This is a genomic window from Xanthomonas prunicola, assembly GCF_025266575.1.
Taxonomy (GTDB): domain Bacteria; phylum Pseudomonadota; class Gammaproteobacteria; order Xanthomonadales; family Xanthomonadaceae; genus Xanthomonas; species Xanthomonas prunicola.
The window spans coordinates 3,287,065-3,302,472 of sequence record NZ_CP096142.1 but is presented as its reverse complement, the minus strand read 5'-3'; the positions used below and the strand labels follow the sequence as shown (position 1 = coordinate 3,302,472).

The 15,408-nt window shown below is 57.9% G+C and carries 17 protein-coding genes, 1 tRNA gene and 1 pseudogene; 13 read left to right on the top strand and 6 right to left on the bottom strand.

The genetic code is table 11. From position 1 onward, the window contains the following. Window position 1 precedes the first annotated feature (1 nt). The 3 genes from M0D43_RS14085 to M0D43_RS14075 all read right to left on the bottom strand — a co-directional run bounded on the left by M0D43_RS14085 (window position 2) and on the right by M0D43_RS14075 (window position 1,228). Complete coding sequence (locus tag M0D43_RS14085) at window positions 2–217, bottom strand: hypothetical protein (RefSeq protein WP_260807277.1); 216 nt, start codon at window positions 215–217, stop codon at window positions 2–4. 71 nt (window positions 218–288) lie between these two features. Next, window positions 289–738, bottom strand: coding sequence for a DUF2946 family protein (locus tag M0D43_RS14080; protein ID WP_252161890.1), 450 nt, complete (start codon window positions 736–738; stop codon window positions 289–291). A gap of 118 nt (window positions 739–856) precedes the next feature. Further along, window positions 857–1,228, bottom strand: a complete 372-nt coding sequence (locus tag M0D43_RS14075; protein ID WP_260807275.1) for a cysteine hydrolase family protein — start codon at window positions 1,226–1,228, stop codon at window positions 857–859. Here M0D43_RS14075 and M0D43_RS14070 point away from each other — a divergent pair. The 13 genes and pseudogenes from M0D43_RS14070 (at window position 1,160) to M0D43_RS14010 (ending at window position 12,363) form a co-directional block, all read left to right on the top strand. Continuing rightward, the gene (locus M0D43_RS14070) at window positions 1,160–1,546 is read left to right on the top strand and encodes a hypothetical protein (RefSeq protein WP_260808316.1); all 387 of its coding nucleotides are present in this window, start codon (window positions 1,160–1,162) and stop codon (window positions 1,544–1,546) included. The genes M0D43_RS14075 and M0D43_RS14070 overlap by 69 nt on opposite strands. Before the next feature lie 280 nt (window positions 1,547–1,826). After that, the gene (locus tag M0D43_RS14065) at window positions 1,827–2,858 is read left to right on the top strand and encodes a DUF4238 domain-containing protein (RefSeq protein ID WP_260807274.1); all 1,032 of its coding nucleotides are present in this window, start codon (window positions 1,827–1,829) and stop codon (window positions 2,856–2,858) included. Between the two features lie 691 nt (window positions 2,859–3,549). Further along, window positions 3,550–4,212, top strand: coding sequence for an imm11 family protein (locus M0D43_RS14060; protein ID WP_260807273.1), 663 nt, complete (start codon window positions 3,550–3,552; stop codon window positions 4,210–4,212). 44 nt (window positions 4,213–4,256) lie between these two features. Further along, window positions 4,257–5,102: an AHH domain-containing protein gene (locus tag M0D43_RS14055; protein ID WP_260807272.1), complete on the top strand. Its 846-nt coding sequence runs from the start codon at window positions 4,257–4,259 to the stop codon at window positions 5,100–5,102. Continuing rightward, a complete protein-coding gene (locus tag M0D43_RS14050; protein ID WP_260807271.1) occupies window positions 5,021–7,084 on the top strand; it encodes an XVIPCD domain-containing protein in 2,064 nt (687 codons plus the stop codon). The genes M0D43_RS14055 and M0D43_RS14050 overlap by 82 nt, the downstream gene beginning before the upstream one ends. A gap of 133 nt (window positions 7,085–7,217) precedes the next feature. Next, window positions 7,218–8,411, top strand: coding sequence for a HEPN-associated N-terminal domain-containing protein (locus M0D43_RS14045; RefSeq protein WP_260807270.1), 1,194 nt, complete (start codon window positions 7,218–7,220; stop codon window positions 8,409–8,411). Window positions 8,412–8,531: 120 nt separating this feature from the next. Beyond that, entirely contained in the window at window positions 8,532–8,987 is a 456-nt protein-coding gene (locus M0D43_RS14040; protein WP_252161887.1) for a hypothetical protein, read from the top strand. 410 nt (window positions 8,988–9,397) lie between these two features. After that, window positions 9,398–9,841: a hypothetical protein gene (locus M0D43_RS14035; protein WP_252161886.1), complete on the top strand. Its 444-nt coding sequence runs from the start codon at window positions 9,398–9,400 to the stop codon at window positions 9,839–9,841. After that, window positions 9,835–10,335 carry a hypothetical protein gene (locus tag M0D43_RS14030; RefSeq protein WP_252161885.1) on the top strand — a complete coding sequence of 167 codons (501 nt, stop codon included), beginning with the start codon at window positions 9,835–9,837 and terminating at the stop codon, window positions 10,333–10,335. The genes M0D43_RS14035 and M0D43_RS14030 overlap by 7 nt, the downstream gene beginning before the upstream one ends. Before the next feature lie 895 nt (window positions 10,336–11,230). Further along, window positions 11,231–11,509 (top strand): hypothetical protein, encoded by a 279-nt coding sequence (locus tag M0D43_RS14025; RefSeq protein ID WP_252161884.1) that lies wholly within the window; start codon window positions 11,231–11,233, stop codon window positions 11,507–11,509. Then, window positions 11,506–11,715: a hypothetical protein gene (locus M0D43_RS14020; protein WP_252161883.1), complete on the top strand. Its 210-nt coding sequence runs from the start codon at window positions 11,506–11,508 to the stop codon at window positions 11,713–11,715. The genes M0D43_RS14025 and M0D43_RS14020 overlap by 4 nt, the downstream gene beginning before the upstream one ends. 9 nt (window positions 11,716–11,724) lie before the next feature. Further along, a pseudogene (locus tag M0D43_RS14015) lies at window positions 11,725–12,125 on the top strand (bifunctional DNA primase/helicase); the annotation flags it as partial. Between the two features lie 4 nt (window positions 12,126–12,129). Continuing rightward, complete coding sequence (locus M0D43_RS14010; RefSeq protein WP_252161882.1) at window positions 12,130–12,363, top strand: site-specific integrase; 234 nt, start codon at window positions 12,130–12,132, stop codon at window positions 12,361–12,363. A gap of 66 nt (window positions 12,364–12,429) precedes the next feature. Here the strand turns inward: M0D43_RS14010 and M0D43_RS14005 are convergent. The 3 genes from M0D43_RS14005 to rpoD all read right to left on the bottom strand — a co-directional run bounded on the left by M0D43_RS14005 (window position 12,430) and on the right by rpoD (window position 15,341). Next, window positions 12,430–12,505 (bottom strand) — tRNA-Ile (locus tag M0D43_RS14005). A gap of 447 nt (window positions 12,506–12,952) precedes the next feature. Beyond that, entirely contained in the window at window positions 12,953–13,246 is a 294-nt protein-coding gene (locus M0D43_RS14000) for a hypothetical protein (RefSeq protein ID WP_243391048.1), read from the bottom strand. 220 nt (window positions 13,247–13,466) lie between these two features. Next, window positions 13,467–15,341 carry an RNA polymerase sigma factor RpoD gene (rpoD, locus tag M0D43_RS13995; protein WP_252161881.1) on the bottom strand — a complete coding sequence of 625 codons (1,875 nt, stop codon included), beginning with the start codon at window positions 15,339–15,341 and terminating at the stop codon, window positions 13,467–13,469. Window positions 15,342–15,408 lie beyond the last annotated feature (67 nt).

The following is a 15,408-nucleotide window of genomic DNA, read 5'->3' as shown; positions in this document are numbered from 1 at the left end:
TTCACCGCCGATCCTGCAGTTGTAAGCCAACTGCCTGATCGCAGCTGTCCAGGTTCGATGCGTCATTGCTCGAAACGGATCGACACCGGTGTTGCGGTTCGCCAGCAGCAAGCCAGCGCATCTGCGCGGGGGTCATCAGCGCCAGTGTCGGCACCAGCGTGACAAGGGCAAGGCAAGGCATCGCCGCCGCGCGGGGCGGCAAGGCAAAGTACGTCATCTACACGCTCCAGAACATCTCACGTCACACCCGCTGACGGATGCGGCTCCACACACGATGTTTCAGGCCAATCACGGCGGACCGCGTGGCGCGTGTGCCCACCAGCGTGCCGCGATGGGAGATGCAATGGCAAGACGCGCGACCGCAAGCCGGCACCGACTCAGCGCCCACAGCAGGCAGGCCAGCAGCAGCCAAGGCAGCAGCCGGGCGGCGAGCAGGCAGTAATCGCAGGCGACCGCATGACCACCATCGGCATGACGCAGATCCTGCTTGTCGCCCAGCCATCGCTCGGCTGTAGCGGTCAGCACGTCTGCCGAGCGCTGCGCGGCGTGTGCCTTGCCACCCACGGCATCGAGGGCCTCGCCAGCTTGCCAGGGCTGGCTATGGCAAAGCGGCCCGTCCAGAACGCTAGCGGCGTTCTCGAGCGTGCGGCTTACCAACGGCGCGACCAGCAACAGTAGCAGCGCCAGGCAAGCCAGGCGCTGCATCATGCTGAACAAGGGCGAGGAACGTAAACGCACACGGCAAAGTGTAATGAAAAAACGCCACGCCACCTGCGACCCTTCGTCGCAGCCTGACACCCGGGTTCGTACTCTGCAGCGCGCTGCATGCACCGCGCACCGCATCCGGCCCAACTGCTCACTGCGCGGCAATCGGCCTGCGCCACTGGCACCCATCGCCACATGCGCGCCGCTGTCTCACTGACGCTGCAGATACGCCTGTGTAGATCGCACCGCCGCATGGCCGAACTGAAACGCCGTCATCATCGTCGTCTGCACATGGGCCGCCGGCACCTTGCTGCCGTCGAAATCCAGGTCCGTCGTGGCGCAGGCATCGTGCAGCACCGTCACCGTATCGCCCAGGCCGGCGGCAGCGCGCACGCAGGCAGGCATCCACGCACATGCGGCTCATCGCGCCGACAACCGCCATGCCCGCGACACTGTGCTGCTGCAGCTGCTGCGCAAGCGGCGTCTCGCGAAAGGCATTGACGTGCTGCTTGGCGATGACCACTGCGCCCTCCTGTGGCGCGACCGCATCATGGATCTGCGCGCCTTGCGAGTGCTGGCCATGCTGTATTCCCACGCGCATCCTGATCTGCCGCAGGTCCTCATCGCCTGCGAAGCCACGGGCTTTGACGACGTCTTGCCAGGCAGCGATGCGCAGAGCGTGGTGCTGGGCCGGCTGCATGTCTGCATGTCTGCATGCGAGAGGACCCGGAAGTTGATGTCCTCACTTGGCTGCGCAAGCAAGCGCACGGCGACAGAGCCGCACAAGGACCATCGCATCCGCAATCGCTTATCCAGAAGACGCCAACTACACGATCAGTGAAGAAGAAGACCGTTCTCGATAGTTTCCCGAGGCCGCAAAAAAAGCACTTGGACGCGCGTCCAAGTGCCTACCTTCTATTGGGGCCCACCATCAACCACATAAGCACAGAATAACTTCGATAAAACAATGGCTTCGCAATTTGAAGAAGCAGAGTTACCGCCAAATCTACCGCCTTCTTGGCCAGGCTTTTGCAGGCTGGGCGTCGCGCATCGTCACCTTCAGTTGCATAGGGCTCTAGCAGTGCAGAAGATGCTCTCGCCACAACTTCGAAAGGCTTGCTATGCCTCAGCTGCACAGAGACAACCACTACGTCCCACAGCTGTATCTCAAGCAGTGGGCCGTCGATGAGCAAATTTGCACGCACAGCTTGCTCGTCGCGCACGACAACGTCCGTCCGTGGAAATCACACTCCCCCAAGTCGATCGCATTCCACCAACATCTCTACACAAGCGTCGTGAACGGGCAACAGAGCGATGAACTAGAACGATGGCTTGACAGCGAGTTTGAAGCGCCCGCAGAAGACCCAATATCGCGGGCGACCAGAGACTGTCGCCTTAGTCCCGATGACTGGCACAAGCTCGTACGCTTTGCGCTTGCCCAGGACGTTAGAACTCCTGCATGGTTGCGCAAATCCGTGAAGCGGCAAAATGAGCTACTCCCGAACCTGTTGGACAATGTTGTAAAGACAGCAGCAGAAAAACTTATAAACGGCGAAATTTCAGATAGATCAGAAGAGAAAAGCGAAAATAGCCGCATTCCGCTAAGGGTCTCGGTTGAGCCGTCAGACGACCAAGAATACGGAGTACTGCGCGCAGAGACGCTGATAGGGAGGTCTTTGTGGCACTGGGCGATTCGCCAAACGCTCACAAACACCATAGCAAAGGTCCCTATGAATGGCTGGACCATCCGCAAGCCTGCACACGGCTACACCTGGCCAACTTCGGATAATCCACTAATCAGGCTCAATTACCGAGACGAACTTGATTACAACTTTGGCGGAGGATGGAAGGTACCAAATGGTGATGTATTGCTTCCTCTTTCACCTACTCACCTGCTTCATAGATGCGGAGGCGTGCGGCCTCCTGCTCGAGGGCATCGGCTTGATGTCGATACGACCGAGAAGATCATCCGCATCATCGTTGAGCATGCTGATCGTTATGTATTCGCGCAGCAAGAATTCAGAATCGAACGCACCCGCAAGAGGATCGTCGATGGGAAGATTTTGAAGGAAGAGCAGGCTACATGGAAGAACTGGCACTCAGAACAGGCGCAGGCAGAGGTTGGCTATGACCGAGATGAAAAGCCGTCTTGACCCAAGCCCCGTGAGCCCTCCCTGAGCGCGCGCAATCGTCGCCCCGCCACGCCTGCACGCTTCGGATGGTGCTTTTGCTGCACCACCTGCAATGCACGCAGACGCAACCGCAGCAACGCTATGGGTGGCACTCCAGGGGTGACGATATCCCTGCGGATCCCTGCACCCGCTAGGCGTGCGGAACGCTAGACCCAGCCAGCAAATGGATGCCAGGTTGGCGGCAGACCTAAGAACCGCCGTCCAAGCGCGTTCAATAAGAAAAACTCTCTCTACTTACTGAGTTTGACCAACGCTATGGATGGCGGATCAGTATCACCATTTCGGTAACGCTTGCTCAAACCCAACCAGACGGGCTGAGCTGTAGTGAGATGCCCTGCTGCCTTGTGAAGTGGGCCATCTCCAACGGCCGGCACCTTCTTGTCGCCTGAGCCGTATCTCCGACATGCAGCTTTAGCTGGTAACAGAGGTAACGCCGTAACCGGCAGGCCGAATTCCTTTGATATCAAAGATCTACGCTCGCGACCTTCGTCCCGGCCGCCTGGTAACAAGCCGTAACATGGGTAACGGCGTTTCAGGAGCGGAGGTCTTCCTAGCGCATGCTCAGCCACCTGCCTTACAGGCATGCCGCCCATTGCCATAGAATCCCTCAGACCAAAGGAATCAGCCGCGATCTGCGGCGCACCCGTCCACGATGGAAATCACCATGAACGATGAGGCAGCAATCCCCGTCACCGTCGCGAACGACTCCCACCTTGGGGAATTCTTTGTCCTCCGGCCAAGCTTCCGGGGCAATGGTCAGAGCGCTGGGTTGAAGATCGCCAACGAAGAACTGCTTCTGCCCCCTGGCATGAACACCATGGATCCACCCAATGGTGATCCAAAGCAGTATCCGGTGAGGCCACACCTAGTGCAGGTGCCGGGACAGCAAGAGATGCCGCGTGATTTCGAGAAGCTGGCGGGCATCTGGATCGTTTCGGAAGCATTAAAGCAGGTGTTCGACGCCGTCGATACGGAAGGCTTCGCCTTTGCGGCTTGCGACTTCACCCTTGCCGACGGCACGCAGGGTCCTCAGTACTACCTCTGCAGCGTGACGCGTTGGCTTGATGCGCTTGATGAGAGTGAATCGCGGGTCCAGATCGAGATCGAACACGATTACGAGACCGGAGAAGACCTCAACTTCTATAGCGTATCCGGCGGTGCAAGCCTTGTATTCAAACGGGAAGTCGTTGGTAACGCTCACATCTTCCGTCAGTCACGCCTAGGAACCGAGGCCATTTGTGATCGCGTTCTGTTCGATGCATTGAGCGCAGCCCAACTAAGCGGCCCTTCACTGCGAGACGCCGCAGACCTGTGACGCGCCAAACCCTCGATACGGATTTCTGAGCGGGAGTTGCACCGATGGCTGACACACCGGCTTTCCAAGGGCACCATGTCATTGAGCAAGCGGCTTTCAGTGAAAGCCGCTTGCTGCGGTCGCTTTCAAGAAGCGGCCTGTTCGAGCTGCATGGTCCACGCAACATCCTCAATCTTCCTGCGGACCAAGCACTGGCCGCGAGGATGGGTTTGTCGCCTCACCCCGGTGGACCGCTTGGGGCGTACTCAGAGGAACTTGCGAATCGGCTTGAAAGATTGGAACTGTCCCCCGACGGACAAGCAACGCTGCGCGGCGATCAAGCCGCAGCACAGCGCATCGCGGCTAGAGTCAATGGCCTGACCGACACACTCAAGGTGGGCCTGGTCAATGGCGACCTTGTAAGCAACACACCGCAGGGCATGACCCCACAGCAGGCAAACGCAAAGATCCGTGCTTTTCATGGCGATCTCGCGGCTTACCAACAAAGTCATGCTGGGCAGATTGCCGATGTGGGAAAGATGGCCGCAGCAGAGGCGCGCTGGGCCGGCGTGACGCGGTCTGAAGGCAATGTCCAACTAGCGTTGGACGCGATCGATCAGCCAGGAACATCCACCCTCAGTGATGGATGGGGCGGCCGCCAATCTCTCGGCACAGCGATTGCCGAAGCAAACCAAGCCGGTCGCCTGCCAATCACCGAACCGGTAGAAGCGCGCCTACGCCTTGCCTTTGCCCAGGAGATGCCCCCGGTTATCGCACGGCCATCAGCTGGGCCGCGGCTCTTCCAGGCGCTCCAGGCGAAGGCGGCATCGTGGCGGGCGAGGGGCTTGCAGCGGAGGCTGCCGGAGCACGGGGGCTTTCTGGTGCTCGTGTCGCGGGTGCGGCCGGCGTAGCGCTCATGGCCTACGACTTCGCCGTGACCGGCCACCGCGTCGTGCAGCTAAGTACGCAAGGCAATGACACCGGCGCCGCGTCGGCAGCCACGCATTTCGTCGGCCGCAATGCAGGCGGCATCGCAGGCGGCTTCTTGCTTGGTGCAGGCTACGGTGCCGTCACAGGGTCGTGGACGGGGCCTGGGGCGCTGGCTACTGGCTTGGTCGGCGGCGTGGCGGGCGCCTACCTTGGCGAACGTTGGGCCGAGAAGCAGGACATCAACCGGATCTACACACAGCCAGACCGCAGCGGCAACGAGTGGACGCGCAACCCGGAAGATCCCCAAGGCACCTGGTCACGCAAGGTGAGCGCACCGATGCCAAACGGCGGTTTTCAGGAAACGCGGCTGGTTGCTGCTGGCCGTCTTGCCGACGAGCTGAATTACCGCGCGGCCAACGACTCGTACTCACTCGGGCTGGCAAATCCACCAAAGCCGCAGGATCCATACCGCCTGGATGCCAAGGCCGAAACGCATCCACCGCGTGAGCCATTCGAAACTGGCCGCGACTATGTGCGCGATGCGCAGACGGGCGGGTGGCAGCTTGAAATCAGGGAAAACATTGACGGCAAGATACCAATCACGCGTAACGCGCCGGTCAGTGCGGAGCGTGCGAGTGGCTTGGAGCAGCAGTCGCAGACGATCATTGCGCAGAACGCCGCTAACACGCCGGAAGCAACAGCGGCCCGCTACCAGATCGCCTACAACCAGTTCGGCTGGAATGAGTTCGCCAATCGCGAACCGGTGCCCCAGGCCATCACGAACGCGCGCACGCAACCGCAGCCCTTACAGGCTTCTGACGGCCACTCCTATACTCGCGCCGCCAGCGGCGAATGGACCACGCCCGGCACGCTCTATGGCAGCAATCCGGCCACCGGCAACACGCGCGAGGAATTGAACCGCACGTGGCAAAGCCAACAGGCCGGACTTCAAGATCTTGCGTCGATGGCGGAGGTCGCCCGCAGCAATCCCACGCCGACGCAGAGCGACTTGCATAGCCAGGTGGCCGGAATGTACGCCCGCGCCGGCATTACGCGCACCGACGCGCAGATCGATGCCGCCACGGCGGCGGTTGCACAAGACCATGCACGCGATACGGGCAAGCAGATGCCCTTCTTCCTGCAGCTGCAGAAAGATGGCTCAATCGCCACGGTGGTCGGCCAGAACGACGACCGCATGGAGATCAGGGCGACCACGACGGCAGCAGAGATATCGCAAGCAGAACGGCAGCAAGCCATGCCTGCCAACGTCACCTCGCCCGGTCCCCCTGCGCAATCGCCCCAGACGCAACAGCCCGCAGCACCGCAAGCGCCCGTGCCGAGCGCACCGTCGACGCAGACAGCGCCGGGACGTGCATCTGCGCTGGATGACGACCACGTGCAAGGGCGTGTAGCGTCCAAGGGCACGACCACAGCACAGGTCAGCGTGCCGGGAATGCAGATGGGTGCGGGTTCTGTTGCATCGCAAGACCGTCGGGAAGACGAGCAGCCATCAGTGAATCATCAGAGCGCCGCCGGTCCGAAGCCACAAGATGCTGCATTGGTGGAGCAGCTACGCTCTTCCATCGCAAGGCTAGATGAAAGCGCCAACAAACCGTGGGATGAGCGCAGCGATCGCATGGTTGCGAGCGCCTACAAAATAGCCGTGGAGGCGGGATTCAAGCCCGGCGACAAGGTCGATGTCGCACTGAACGTACCGACCGACAAGCTTCCAGGCGGGGTGACGATGTTCGTGATGCGCTCAGGCCCAGGAGCGTCCCCGGATCCGTATGCCAACCGCGCACACATGCCGACCAGCGAGGCACTGGCAGCGGCTCCCGAACAACAGTATCTGGCGGCTAACCAGGCACGCGACACGCAGGAACAAGCGCGATTGCAGGAGCTCGTGCAAGCACGCGATCACAGCCAAGATGACCCTAGTAAGAGCGGCCCAAGAATGGCATGACTAGCTCAGGCCGCACGGTCTTCCTGACCGAATTTGAATATTCAAGGAACCGCAACAGGGCATTCATGGTTGGATCCTGATCCAAAGGCATCACCAAGCCATGGCCTTGGAGAGGCAAAGGATCTTTTTCTTCATGATCCGAGCAATCCAATTAACTGACGATTTCGGGGCATCAATGGGCATCGCGAAGAGAGAATGGATGGAAGCAGAAGAAAGGGGGTGGGTCGAGGTTGAGAAGATTGTGTGCGGTCAATGCATCAATGACCCCGATGTTTGGAGGCAGTGCTGTTCTACAGCAGCTCCCGGCACCTGCAGCTATTGCGAAAAAGATGCCTACTTGGTCGTTCCGGTAGGATGCCTGCAAGAGACGCTGTATAGAATCATACAAACTTACTATGCTGAGCCTGCGAACGCAGGCACACCCCACAGTGATGGGGCGTGGATCGTAGATACCGTTGATACGGACGAAGTGCTCGCACAGCTTGGCTTCTACCCCACAGATGATCTACGAGACGACATCGTTGGCGCCGACCGAATTGGCGACTGGGTCGAAGCGGCCAACGGACACTGGGCGGACATTCAAGAAGACGAGATACTGCTCCATTCTTGGTCTAATTTTACAAGAACGATCAAGCATCAGACGCGCTTTAACTTTCAGCGAGTTACCGAGGATATCGACCCGCAAGAAGTTCACGTTACTGAGATGCTTGATGTGGTCGGAGAGGAATTGCGACCACTTATTAGAGTACTCAATAGCGGAACAATTCTTTATCGTGCCAGGCACCTCAAACAATCTGAGGCCAAGATGATGGATGGGTCAATGATGGGACCACCACCGAAGAATTTGGCAACGGCAGGAAGGATGAATCCAGCAGGGATACCTTACTTTTACGCTGCATTCGATAGAACAACTGCTGTCGCTGAAATAGGCCCACCTCCTGCCGAGTATTTAGCTTCGGCATGTGCCTTTGAGGTCAAGCGCTCATTGAACGTTGTAGATCTCAATGCACTGCCTGAGCCCCCATCGATACTCGCTATAGATCAAAAATTGGAACGTACAAAAGCGCTATTTTTGATAGAGTTCGTGAAATCCATCACTAAACCTGTTGAGAAGGACGGGCGAGAGCACATCGACTATGTGCCATCTCAAGTGGTATGCGAATTCTTGGCACAGGCCTTCCTGTTGAATGATGGATCTACTCTCGATGGAATAATTTATCCTAGCGCTGCCAATCCTAGCGGGACCAATCTTCTAGTATTTCCGTCAGGCCACTGGTCTGATCCAAACCGATTCAAAGGACTTGATTTTTTAGGTCCTGCAGGCTAAATCACATCTCAACATCTAAATACACACCCTGATTCATGGATCGAATGTAGACTCTATTTATGCGTGAAAAAATGCTTTTCCACGGTAATTTCTACCAATAGTTCAAACACGGATATCACTGTGGCGAAGAAGTCAGATGCGAAGCGAAAGGCGAAATTGAAGGAGCGCCGCAAACAGGCAGAAGCGGCTCAGTCAAAGACCTTCGCTGCACCTAGCGAGGTTGGGGAATGGTTTGCGGCTCACGATGCCGAGCCCAACATAATGGCTGAGCTCGTTACTGAAGATGGAGCGCTTTTCGCTTACGTAGAAGGCGATGGAAATGAATGGACTTTGATTGTCGAGGACAACCCAGTTTCAGGCACTAGCGATGAGATTGTTGCGCTTGGCATGCTTTTAAACGTCGCAGTAGATGGATTGGCGACTGGCAACACAAGCAGGTTGCATTTCTCGCAATGGCTCGCCCAAGAGATTGATGAGCGATGCGAGGCGGCGGGCATCGATTGGAGCAGCTTCGCACGCTCGCTTCTACCGCCTGAAAAGCGTTTGCTACTACTTCCCCCTGTGCAGGCCATCTAATTGACTGGCCCGCCCATGACGACGCCCCTCCGCCCTGAGTAGCGATCGGGTTTATTGGGGATGGGTCATCACACGGATATAGGATGCTAACCAGAAGCGCTACAGATAGTCCGCGCCACTTCAACGCGGCTACGCCCGCGAGTCAGATGAAAGTCTCAAAAAGAGAATTTATCTTAATAGATATAAAGACAATAATTAATAACCTTGCCACCCCGGACCACGGGCGCCTTGATTAGGATGCAGCATTTCTTTACGCAAGTAAAAATGCATGCACTCATCCTTCAATAAGAAAATGTTGACGCTGTGGATGAAGCGCAACTAGCCTAATGTCGGCGGAAGCTAGTCTATGAGCGCGAGCCTGGGTACACCAAAAACCACTCAAAAAACCATTAGGGAAATAAGGAAACTTAATGAACAGATCACTTGGATGTGCAGCTTTATTACTCATCGCCCTCTCCTTTAAAGCCAGCGCAGATGACACTGTCACTGTTTGTAACGCATGCGCCGACCAAGCTATGAGATTCAGGGCGCGTGACTTGGGCAATGGACATCACTATTTTTGGGACTTCACCACCCGCCGGCTGACGCACTACCTCACACAGGGACAAACTATCCCGCCCGCCAGTTTCAAGGCAGACAGAGCCGCCTCGGACAGAGGGTCAATTCAGCTAATACCGTTGACATCTGACGAAATGCAACTTTTTAGCTACGGGCTGGATCTTTTCGATTCAACCGGAACCACTCGAATAACTAACACTTTCCAAACCGGCTACACCATTCCTGCGAACGCAGCGCAAGCGAAATTCGTGATGGCTGCTGCTACGACCACCAAGCCACAGCATTTGACATGGTAAACACGCCAGTTTATCAGAAATCGGTTATTGACTTGGTTTTCAATATAAATAACTTAGGGCCTTTTTACTGGCTACAGGATAGAGCACGCGTAGCCCTGGCCACCTTCACTAATTTTGCGTCAATAACCCTCATAAAAACCCCCTTTACATTATCCAATACGATTCAGTTTCCTGATGGATCCTCTTTTATGGTAAGCTGGGATTACCAGACCAGGCAATACAGGTACGTGAAGGGATTTGCCACTGATGCCGCGGGCAACTTGATACCTGAGACAACTAATGACGCGGGCGGGGGCGCTACCGGAAAGATCAACTATGTGTACCCAAACACCGCAAAGGGGATGGCGGCAGGTGGAGAAATGGTTGATCACTTAACTGGCCTAAACGTGGGCTGGACCACACCGCCAGGCGTTCCAGTCAACAATGGATTTATAATCGCATGTGCATCTAATCCCTCCGGCGTTCGATGCACAATTGAGACCCTTACACGATGAATACAATTCCTATTGGCAATATACCCTTATTTCGATCACTCCTGTTTTTGATATTTTCCACAGTTATAGCGTGGATTGGATGGCAATCAACCGACCAGGTCGATTGGCAGAAATTCGCGGCATATGCCTGCATGGTCATCACGTATGCCGCATGCGTACTTTTTTATCTAAAATCTTTGGATAAGCTAAAGCCTTTCGTAAACTATAGCTACGCCAAGTTTTTATTGTTTATGAGCCTGCTAGCATTAGGCAGCGGACTCACTGCGCTGCTGCTGCGCTTTTTAATGTAAGACCTTAAAGATGTAGCGCCCCACAGCCGCGCACATCGCGGCCGCCACCATGATTAATGTGTGACTAGTGGGCCGTAATGGCCCCACTCTTTCTGAATAATTTGACTTACTTAAAAGGCATTCAGAACGCCGGTTGCCTGGCGACCAATGGATTTAAGCCTGAGGCTTAAATCGGCGAAGAGCAGGCTTGCTGCATTCCTCTATCAGCTGTCGGTGCCAGTAAGCCATCTCCCGCAGAGCTACGTGCTCGCCAGCGCAAGTTACTTTAGGGGCCAGCCGATGCATCCGGCAAACATCCGCTGCCACAGCTTTGCCGTCGAAGTGCGCAGCTTATGTGAATTGCATCCTCGCACATAAGTTCCTGCGGCATGACTCCTATGTCTGCGAGAACCCCATGTGTGGCGCGACGTATACAGGCCATTCGGAGTTGACCGGTATTGCCAGCCCCAGCGGCGCGCCCACCTCACACAGCGAGCTCCCACCCACACCGGCATATCAGCGCGCCCAAGCGCTGCAGGCCTACCGCGAGTCGCTCGGCGACCGTTAGCTGGATCTGCTCCCCGTCGGCGGCGAGCCGTTCTTCCCTCACCTCTGAGGCACCCCTAATGCAAAAGACCCTTGATTGGGCGGCATTGCCGCCCACGGCGAAGCTTTGCCTGGACGTTGCGCGCGTCCACGGCGGCCTGGTGAAGACCGAGCACGGTTACATCGGCCGCACTGCGCCTCCACTGACAGCGCAGCGCTTCGGTGCGGTCGTGGTAGCCACCCTCATGCGCGAAGGACTTGTAACGTCTGACAGCGCCAATGAGAGCCTTGTCGTGCTGACCGATGCCGCCACCGCGTTGTTCCATTTCCAACGCACAAACACCGAGGTCGGTTCGTGAGGAATGCCAACAGCTGGTTCACCGCACAGGAGCCGCGATTCGTCGATGCGGCCAGCAATGTGTCGCAGCGCGTCGCGCCGCACAAGCACGAAGAGGTACGCCTGCTCGCTGCCGCCGTTGACGCACACCGCCGTGCCGGCGGCGCTTATGTCGTGATCGACAACGCCCCATCTGCGCACGCGCCTCGGCGCTGGCTCCGCGCCTAAGGAAGTTCGATGCAAGAGGATCTGCGACAACAGGTGCTGTCCCGACTAGAGCGGGATTACGGACTCAAGCACCGGAGCGGCACCAAGTACATGCGCGGTGGCAAATGCCCGTCATGCAGCAAGAAAGAGCTCTATACCAACCACCTCAAGCCATGGGTGGTGAAGTGCGGCCGGCAATCCAAGTGCGGGCGCGAACTGCACGTCAAAGATCTGTACGACGACCTGTTCGACGACTGGTCCAAGCGCTTCCAGCCAACGGCTGCGGCTCCCAACGCTGCGGCCGATGCCTACCTGCAGTTCTCGCGTGGTTTCGACCTGGCTCCGCCGAAAGGCCTCTACACCCACAAGACAGCCATTACGATCGCAAGATCAGCACCGATACCGCGACGGTGCGCTTTGCGCTGGTCAGGCCCCATGGCTAAGTCATCTCTGGATAGTGCCTGGCGGCGATTCATCACGCTCGCGATGACCGAAGGGATCATCACGAAGCAGGAGCGCTTTTCTCTGCATGGCCTCAAGCATCGCGGCGTTACCGACACAGTTGGCAACCGGGGCGACAAACAAGATGCTACAGGGCACGTAACACCCGCAACGACAGGTCGCTATGACCATGCACTGCCAGCGGTAAAGCCGCCAAAGCGCAGCTAATTTTCCCGGCAATTTTCCCGGCAGCCTCAAATCAGGGCGCTTGGCACAAGCTAAGCCTTGATTTTATGGTGGGCCCAGAAGGATTCGAACCTTCAACCAAAGGATTATGAGTCCTCTGCTCTAACCGTTGAGCTATAGGCCCGTGTGTGCGGCGGCGAGATGGCAAGCCTGTCGGGCCGTGCAGCGGACGCGAAAGTTTACCCGTCTGTGCGTGCCCCTGTCTGCTAGGTCGCGTGTACCTGCAGCGATCCAGGTATCTATAGCCTTGAGATCAGGTAGCGGCGGCTACAACGAAAAAGCCCAGCAGCGGCTGGGCTTTGCGCATCACATTTCAGAGTTCCGTTGCGCCACCGTTGTACAGATATCTCCAACGGACTGACGCACCCGAGCAGATTGCGGCACGGTGTGGGAGCTTGGTGTTGCCGAGGCTGGCTTGGTTGGCAGTGGATCGCAGCATGGCGATCAGTACGCTGGGGCGGCGAGCGCGATGATCGGGATAACGCGCGGGGTGGCGCTGGCAAACGCGCTATCCAGAAGCAACCGGCAGAACTTCCTGCTCCCAAAATCACCAATCCCGAATTCCTGCCTCTCACGCATCCATCGTCTCGAACTGACCGTCGATCAACTGCCGACCCGCACGAAACCCGTGCGCGATGGCCTCCTTGTACGTCGCATGGCCTGGCCCGTTAACGGCGATGCGCGGCTGGCGCTTGCCGCCAAGTGCGTACACATCTACCCACAGCGTCCACTTGGCATCCGGGGAAGCCTGCTCGACGCGTACGCGTATCTCGTGCTCGCGATACGTGGTTGTTTCGAAGCGGCTTTGCCTACTCATAAGACGATTCCGTTTCCGTTCGTCCGTCACGTTAGAAGTCGCGGTCAAAACGCGACGTGAGGGTTACGGAAACATCTGTTTAATGTTGCATGGCCGTGTGGCTTCGTCGCCATTGCGTGAACGCCTCAGCGCCCGCGTCACCGGTGCGCGGTGCATCGCATGTCGCCGCAGCCTAAAGGACGAGCACAGGCAACTGCCGCGCCCACAACGCAACAGCCCCGCATGAGCGGGGCTGCTGGGTAATCACTGCACGGACAAGACCGAGGTGTCAGTCGATATCCAGGAACGAGCGCAGCTGTTCCGAACGGCTCGGGTGACGCAGCTTGCGCAACGCCTTGGCCTCTATCTGACGGATCCGCTCACGCGTGACGTCGAACTGCTTGCCCACTTCTTCCAGCGTGTGATCGGTATTCATGTCGATACCGAAGCGCATCCGTAGCACCTTGGCCTCGCGCGGGGTCAGCCCTGCCAACACGTCCCGCACCGTCTCGGAGAGATTGATGTTGGTGGTGTTGTCGATCGGGGACTCCACATTGGTGTCCTCGATGAAGTCGCCCAGATGCGAATCCTCGTCGTCGCCGATCGGGGTTTCCATCGAGATCGGCTCCTTGGCGATCTTCATCACCTTGCGGATCTTGTCCTCGGGCATGTCCATTTCCTTGGCCAGCTCCTCCGGCGTGGCCTCGCGGCCGAACTGCTGGAGCATCTGGCGGGAAATGCGGTTCAACTTGTTGATCGTTTCGATCATGTGCACCGGAATACGGATGGTGCGCGCCTGATCGGCGATCGAACGGGTGATGGCCTGACGGATCCACCACGTTGCATACGTCGAGAACTTGTAACCGCGACGGTATTCGAACTTGTCCACGGCCTTCATCAGGCCGATGTTGCCTTCCTGGATCAGGTCAAGGAACTGCAGGCCGCGGTTGGTGTACTTCTTGGCGATGGAGATGACCAGGCGCAGGTTGGCCTCGACCATTTCCTTCTTGGCCTTGCGCGCCTTGGCTTCGCCATAGGCCATCGCACGGCTGATTTCTTTGATCTCGCCCAGGGTCAGGTAGCTGGTCTTCTCCATCTCGATCGAGCCCTGCTGCTCGGAGACGATCTGGTCCTTGACGTCGCGCAGTGCCGACGACCACTTCTGCTTGCGCTTGAGTGCGTCTTCCACCCATTCCAGGTTGGTCTGGTTGCCTTCCCAGGAGCGGATGAAATCCTTGCGCGGCATGCGTGCCACGGTGGTGGCAAGGTGCAGCACCTTGCGCTCGTGATCCTTGATGCCATTGACCACGCCACGCAGCTGGGTGACCAGTGCGTCGGTCAGCGGCAGCGGCAGCTTGAGCGTGGTGAAGATGGCGGCCATGTCCTCGCGCGCCTTGACCACCAGCTTGTGCTCGGCGCCGTTCTTGGCATAGATCTTCTTGAACTTGGCGTATTCGTTGGCCAGGTTCTCCATGCGCGTGGCCACTTCCACCGGGTCCGGACCGGTCGGGCCGGCCTCTTCCTCGGCAGCGTCGTCATCGCCGTCTTCGTCGTCGTCTTCATCGACCGCGTCTTCGTCGACGGCGACCGGGCCGGCGGCGGCCAGCGCAGCAGCGGCGGCGTCGGCTTCTTCGATCAGGTCGTTGAAGCCGACCACGATCTCGGCCAGACGCTTCTTGCCTTCCTTGTGCGCTTCGTAATCGGCCAGCAGCATTTCGGTCGACAGCGGGAACACGCCCAGCGCTGCCTGGACCTGGCTCAGGCCTTCTTCGATACGCTTGGCGATGGCGATTTCGCCTTCGCGGGTCAGCAACTCGACCGTGCCCATTTCGCGCATGTACATGCGCACCGGGTCGGTGGTGCGGCCACCTTCGGTGTCGAGCGCGGTCAGCGCGGCGGCAGCTTCTTCGGCTGCGGTGTCGTCAACCTCGCGGTTGCCGGTGTTGCCATCATTGAGCAACAGGGTTTCAGCATCGGGCGCAACTTCATGGACATCGATGCCCATGCCGTTGATCATGCTGATGATGTCTTCGATCTGCTCCGGGTCGACCAGGTCGTCGGGCAGATGGTCATTGACTTCGGCGTAGGTCAGATAGCCCTGTTCCAGGCCCTTGCTGATCAGTAGCTTGATGTCGGATTGCTGGGCAGGACGTTCGTTGGCCATGAGTGCTCGCGCCACCGGCTTTGAGATTGGAAAGAGAACCTAGCATTATACCAGCGTGAAGCCCGGT

Excerpts from the sequence above, each read along its gene's own strand:
- M0D43_RS14085 (WP_260807277.1), bottom strand. The coding sequence starts at position 217 with ATGACGTACTTTGCCTTGCCGCCCCGCGCGGCGGCGATGCCTTGCCTT.
- M0D43_RS14065 (WP_260807274.1), top strand. The coding sequence starts at position 1,827 with ATGCCTCAGCTGCACAGAGACAACCACTACGTCCCACAGCTGTATCTC.
- M0D43_RS14060 (WP_260807273.1), top strand. The coding sequence starts at position 3,550 with ATGGAAATCACCATGAACGATGAGGCAGCAATCCCCGTCACCGTCGCG.
- M0D43_RS14055 (WP_260807272.1), top strand. The coding sequence starts at position 4,257 with ATGGCTGACACACCGGCTTTCCAAGGGCACCATGTCATTGAGCAAGCG.
- M0D43_RS14045 (WP_260807270.1), top strand. The coding sequence starts at position 7,218 with ATGATCCGAGCAATCCAATTAACTGACGATTTCGGGGCATCAATGGGC.
- M0D43_RS14035 (WP_252161886.1), top strand. The coding sequence starts at position 9,398 with ATGAACAGATCACTTGGATGTGCAGCTTTATTACTCATCGCCCTCTCC.
- M0D43_RS14030 (WP_252161885.1), top strand. The coding sequence starts at position 9,835 with ATGGTAAACACGCCAGTTTATCAGAAATCGGTTATTGACTTGGTTTTC.
- M0D43_RS14025 (WP_252161884.1), top strand. The coding sequence starts at position 11,231 with ATGCAAAAGACCCTTGATTGGGCGGCATTGCCGCCCACGGCGAAGCTT.
- M0D43_RS14010 (WP_252161882.1), top strand. The coding sequence starts at position 12,130 with ATGGCTAAGTCATCTCTGGATAGTGCCTGGCGGCGATTCATCACGCTC.
- rpoD (WP_252161881.1), bottom strand. The coding sequence starts at position 15,341 with ATGGCCAACGAACGTCCTGCCCAGCAATCCGACATCAAGCTACTGATC.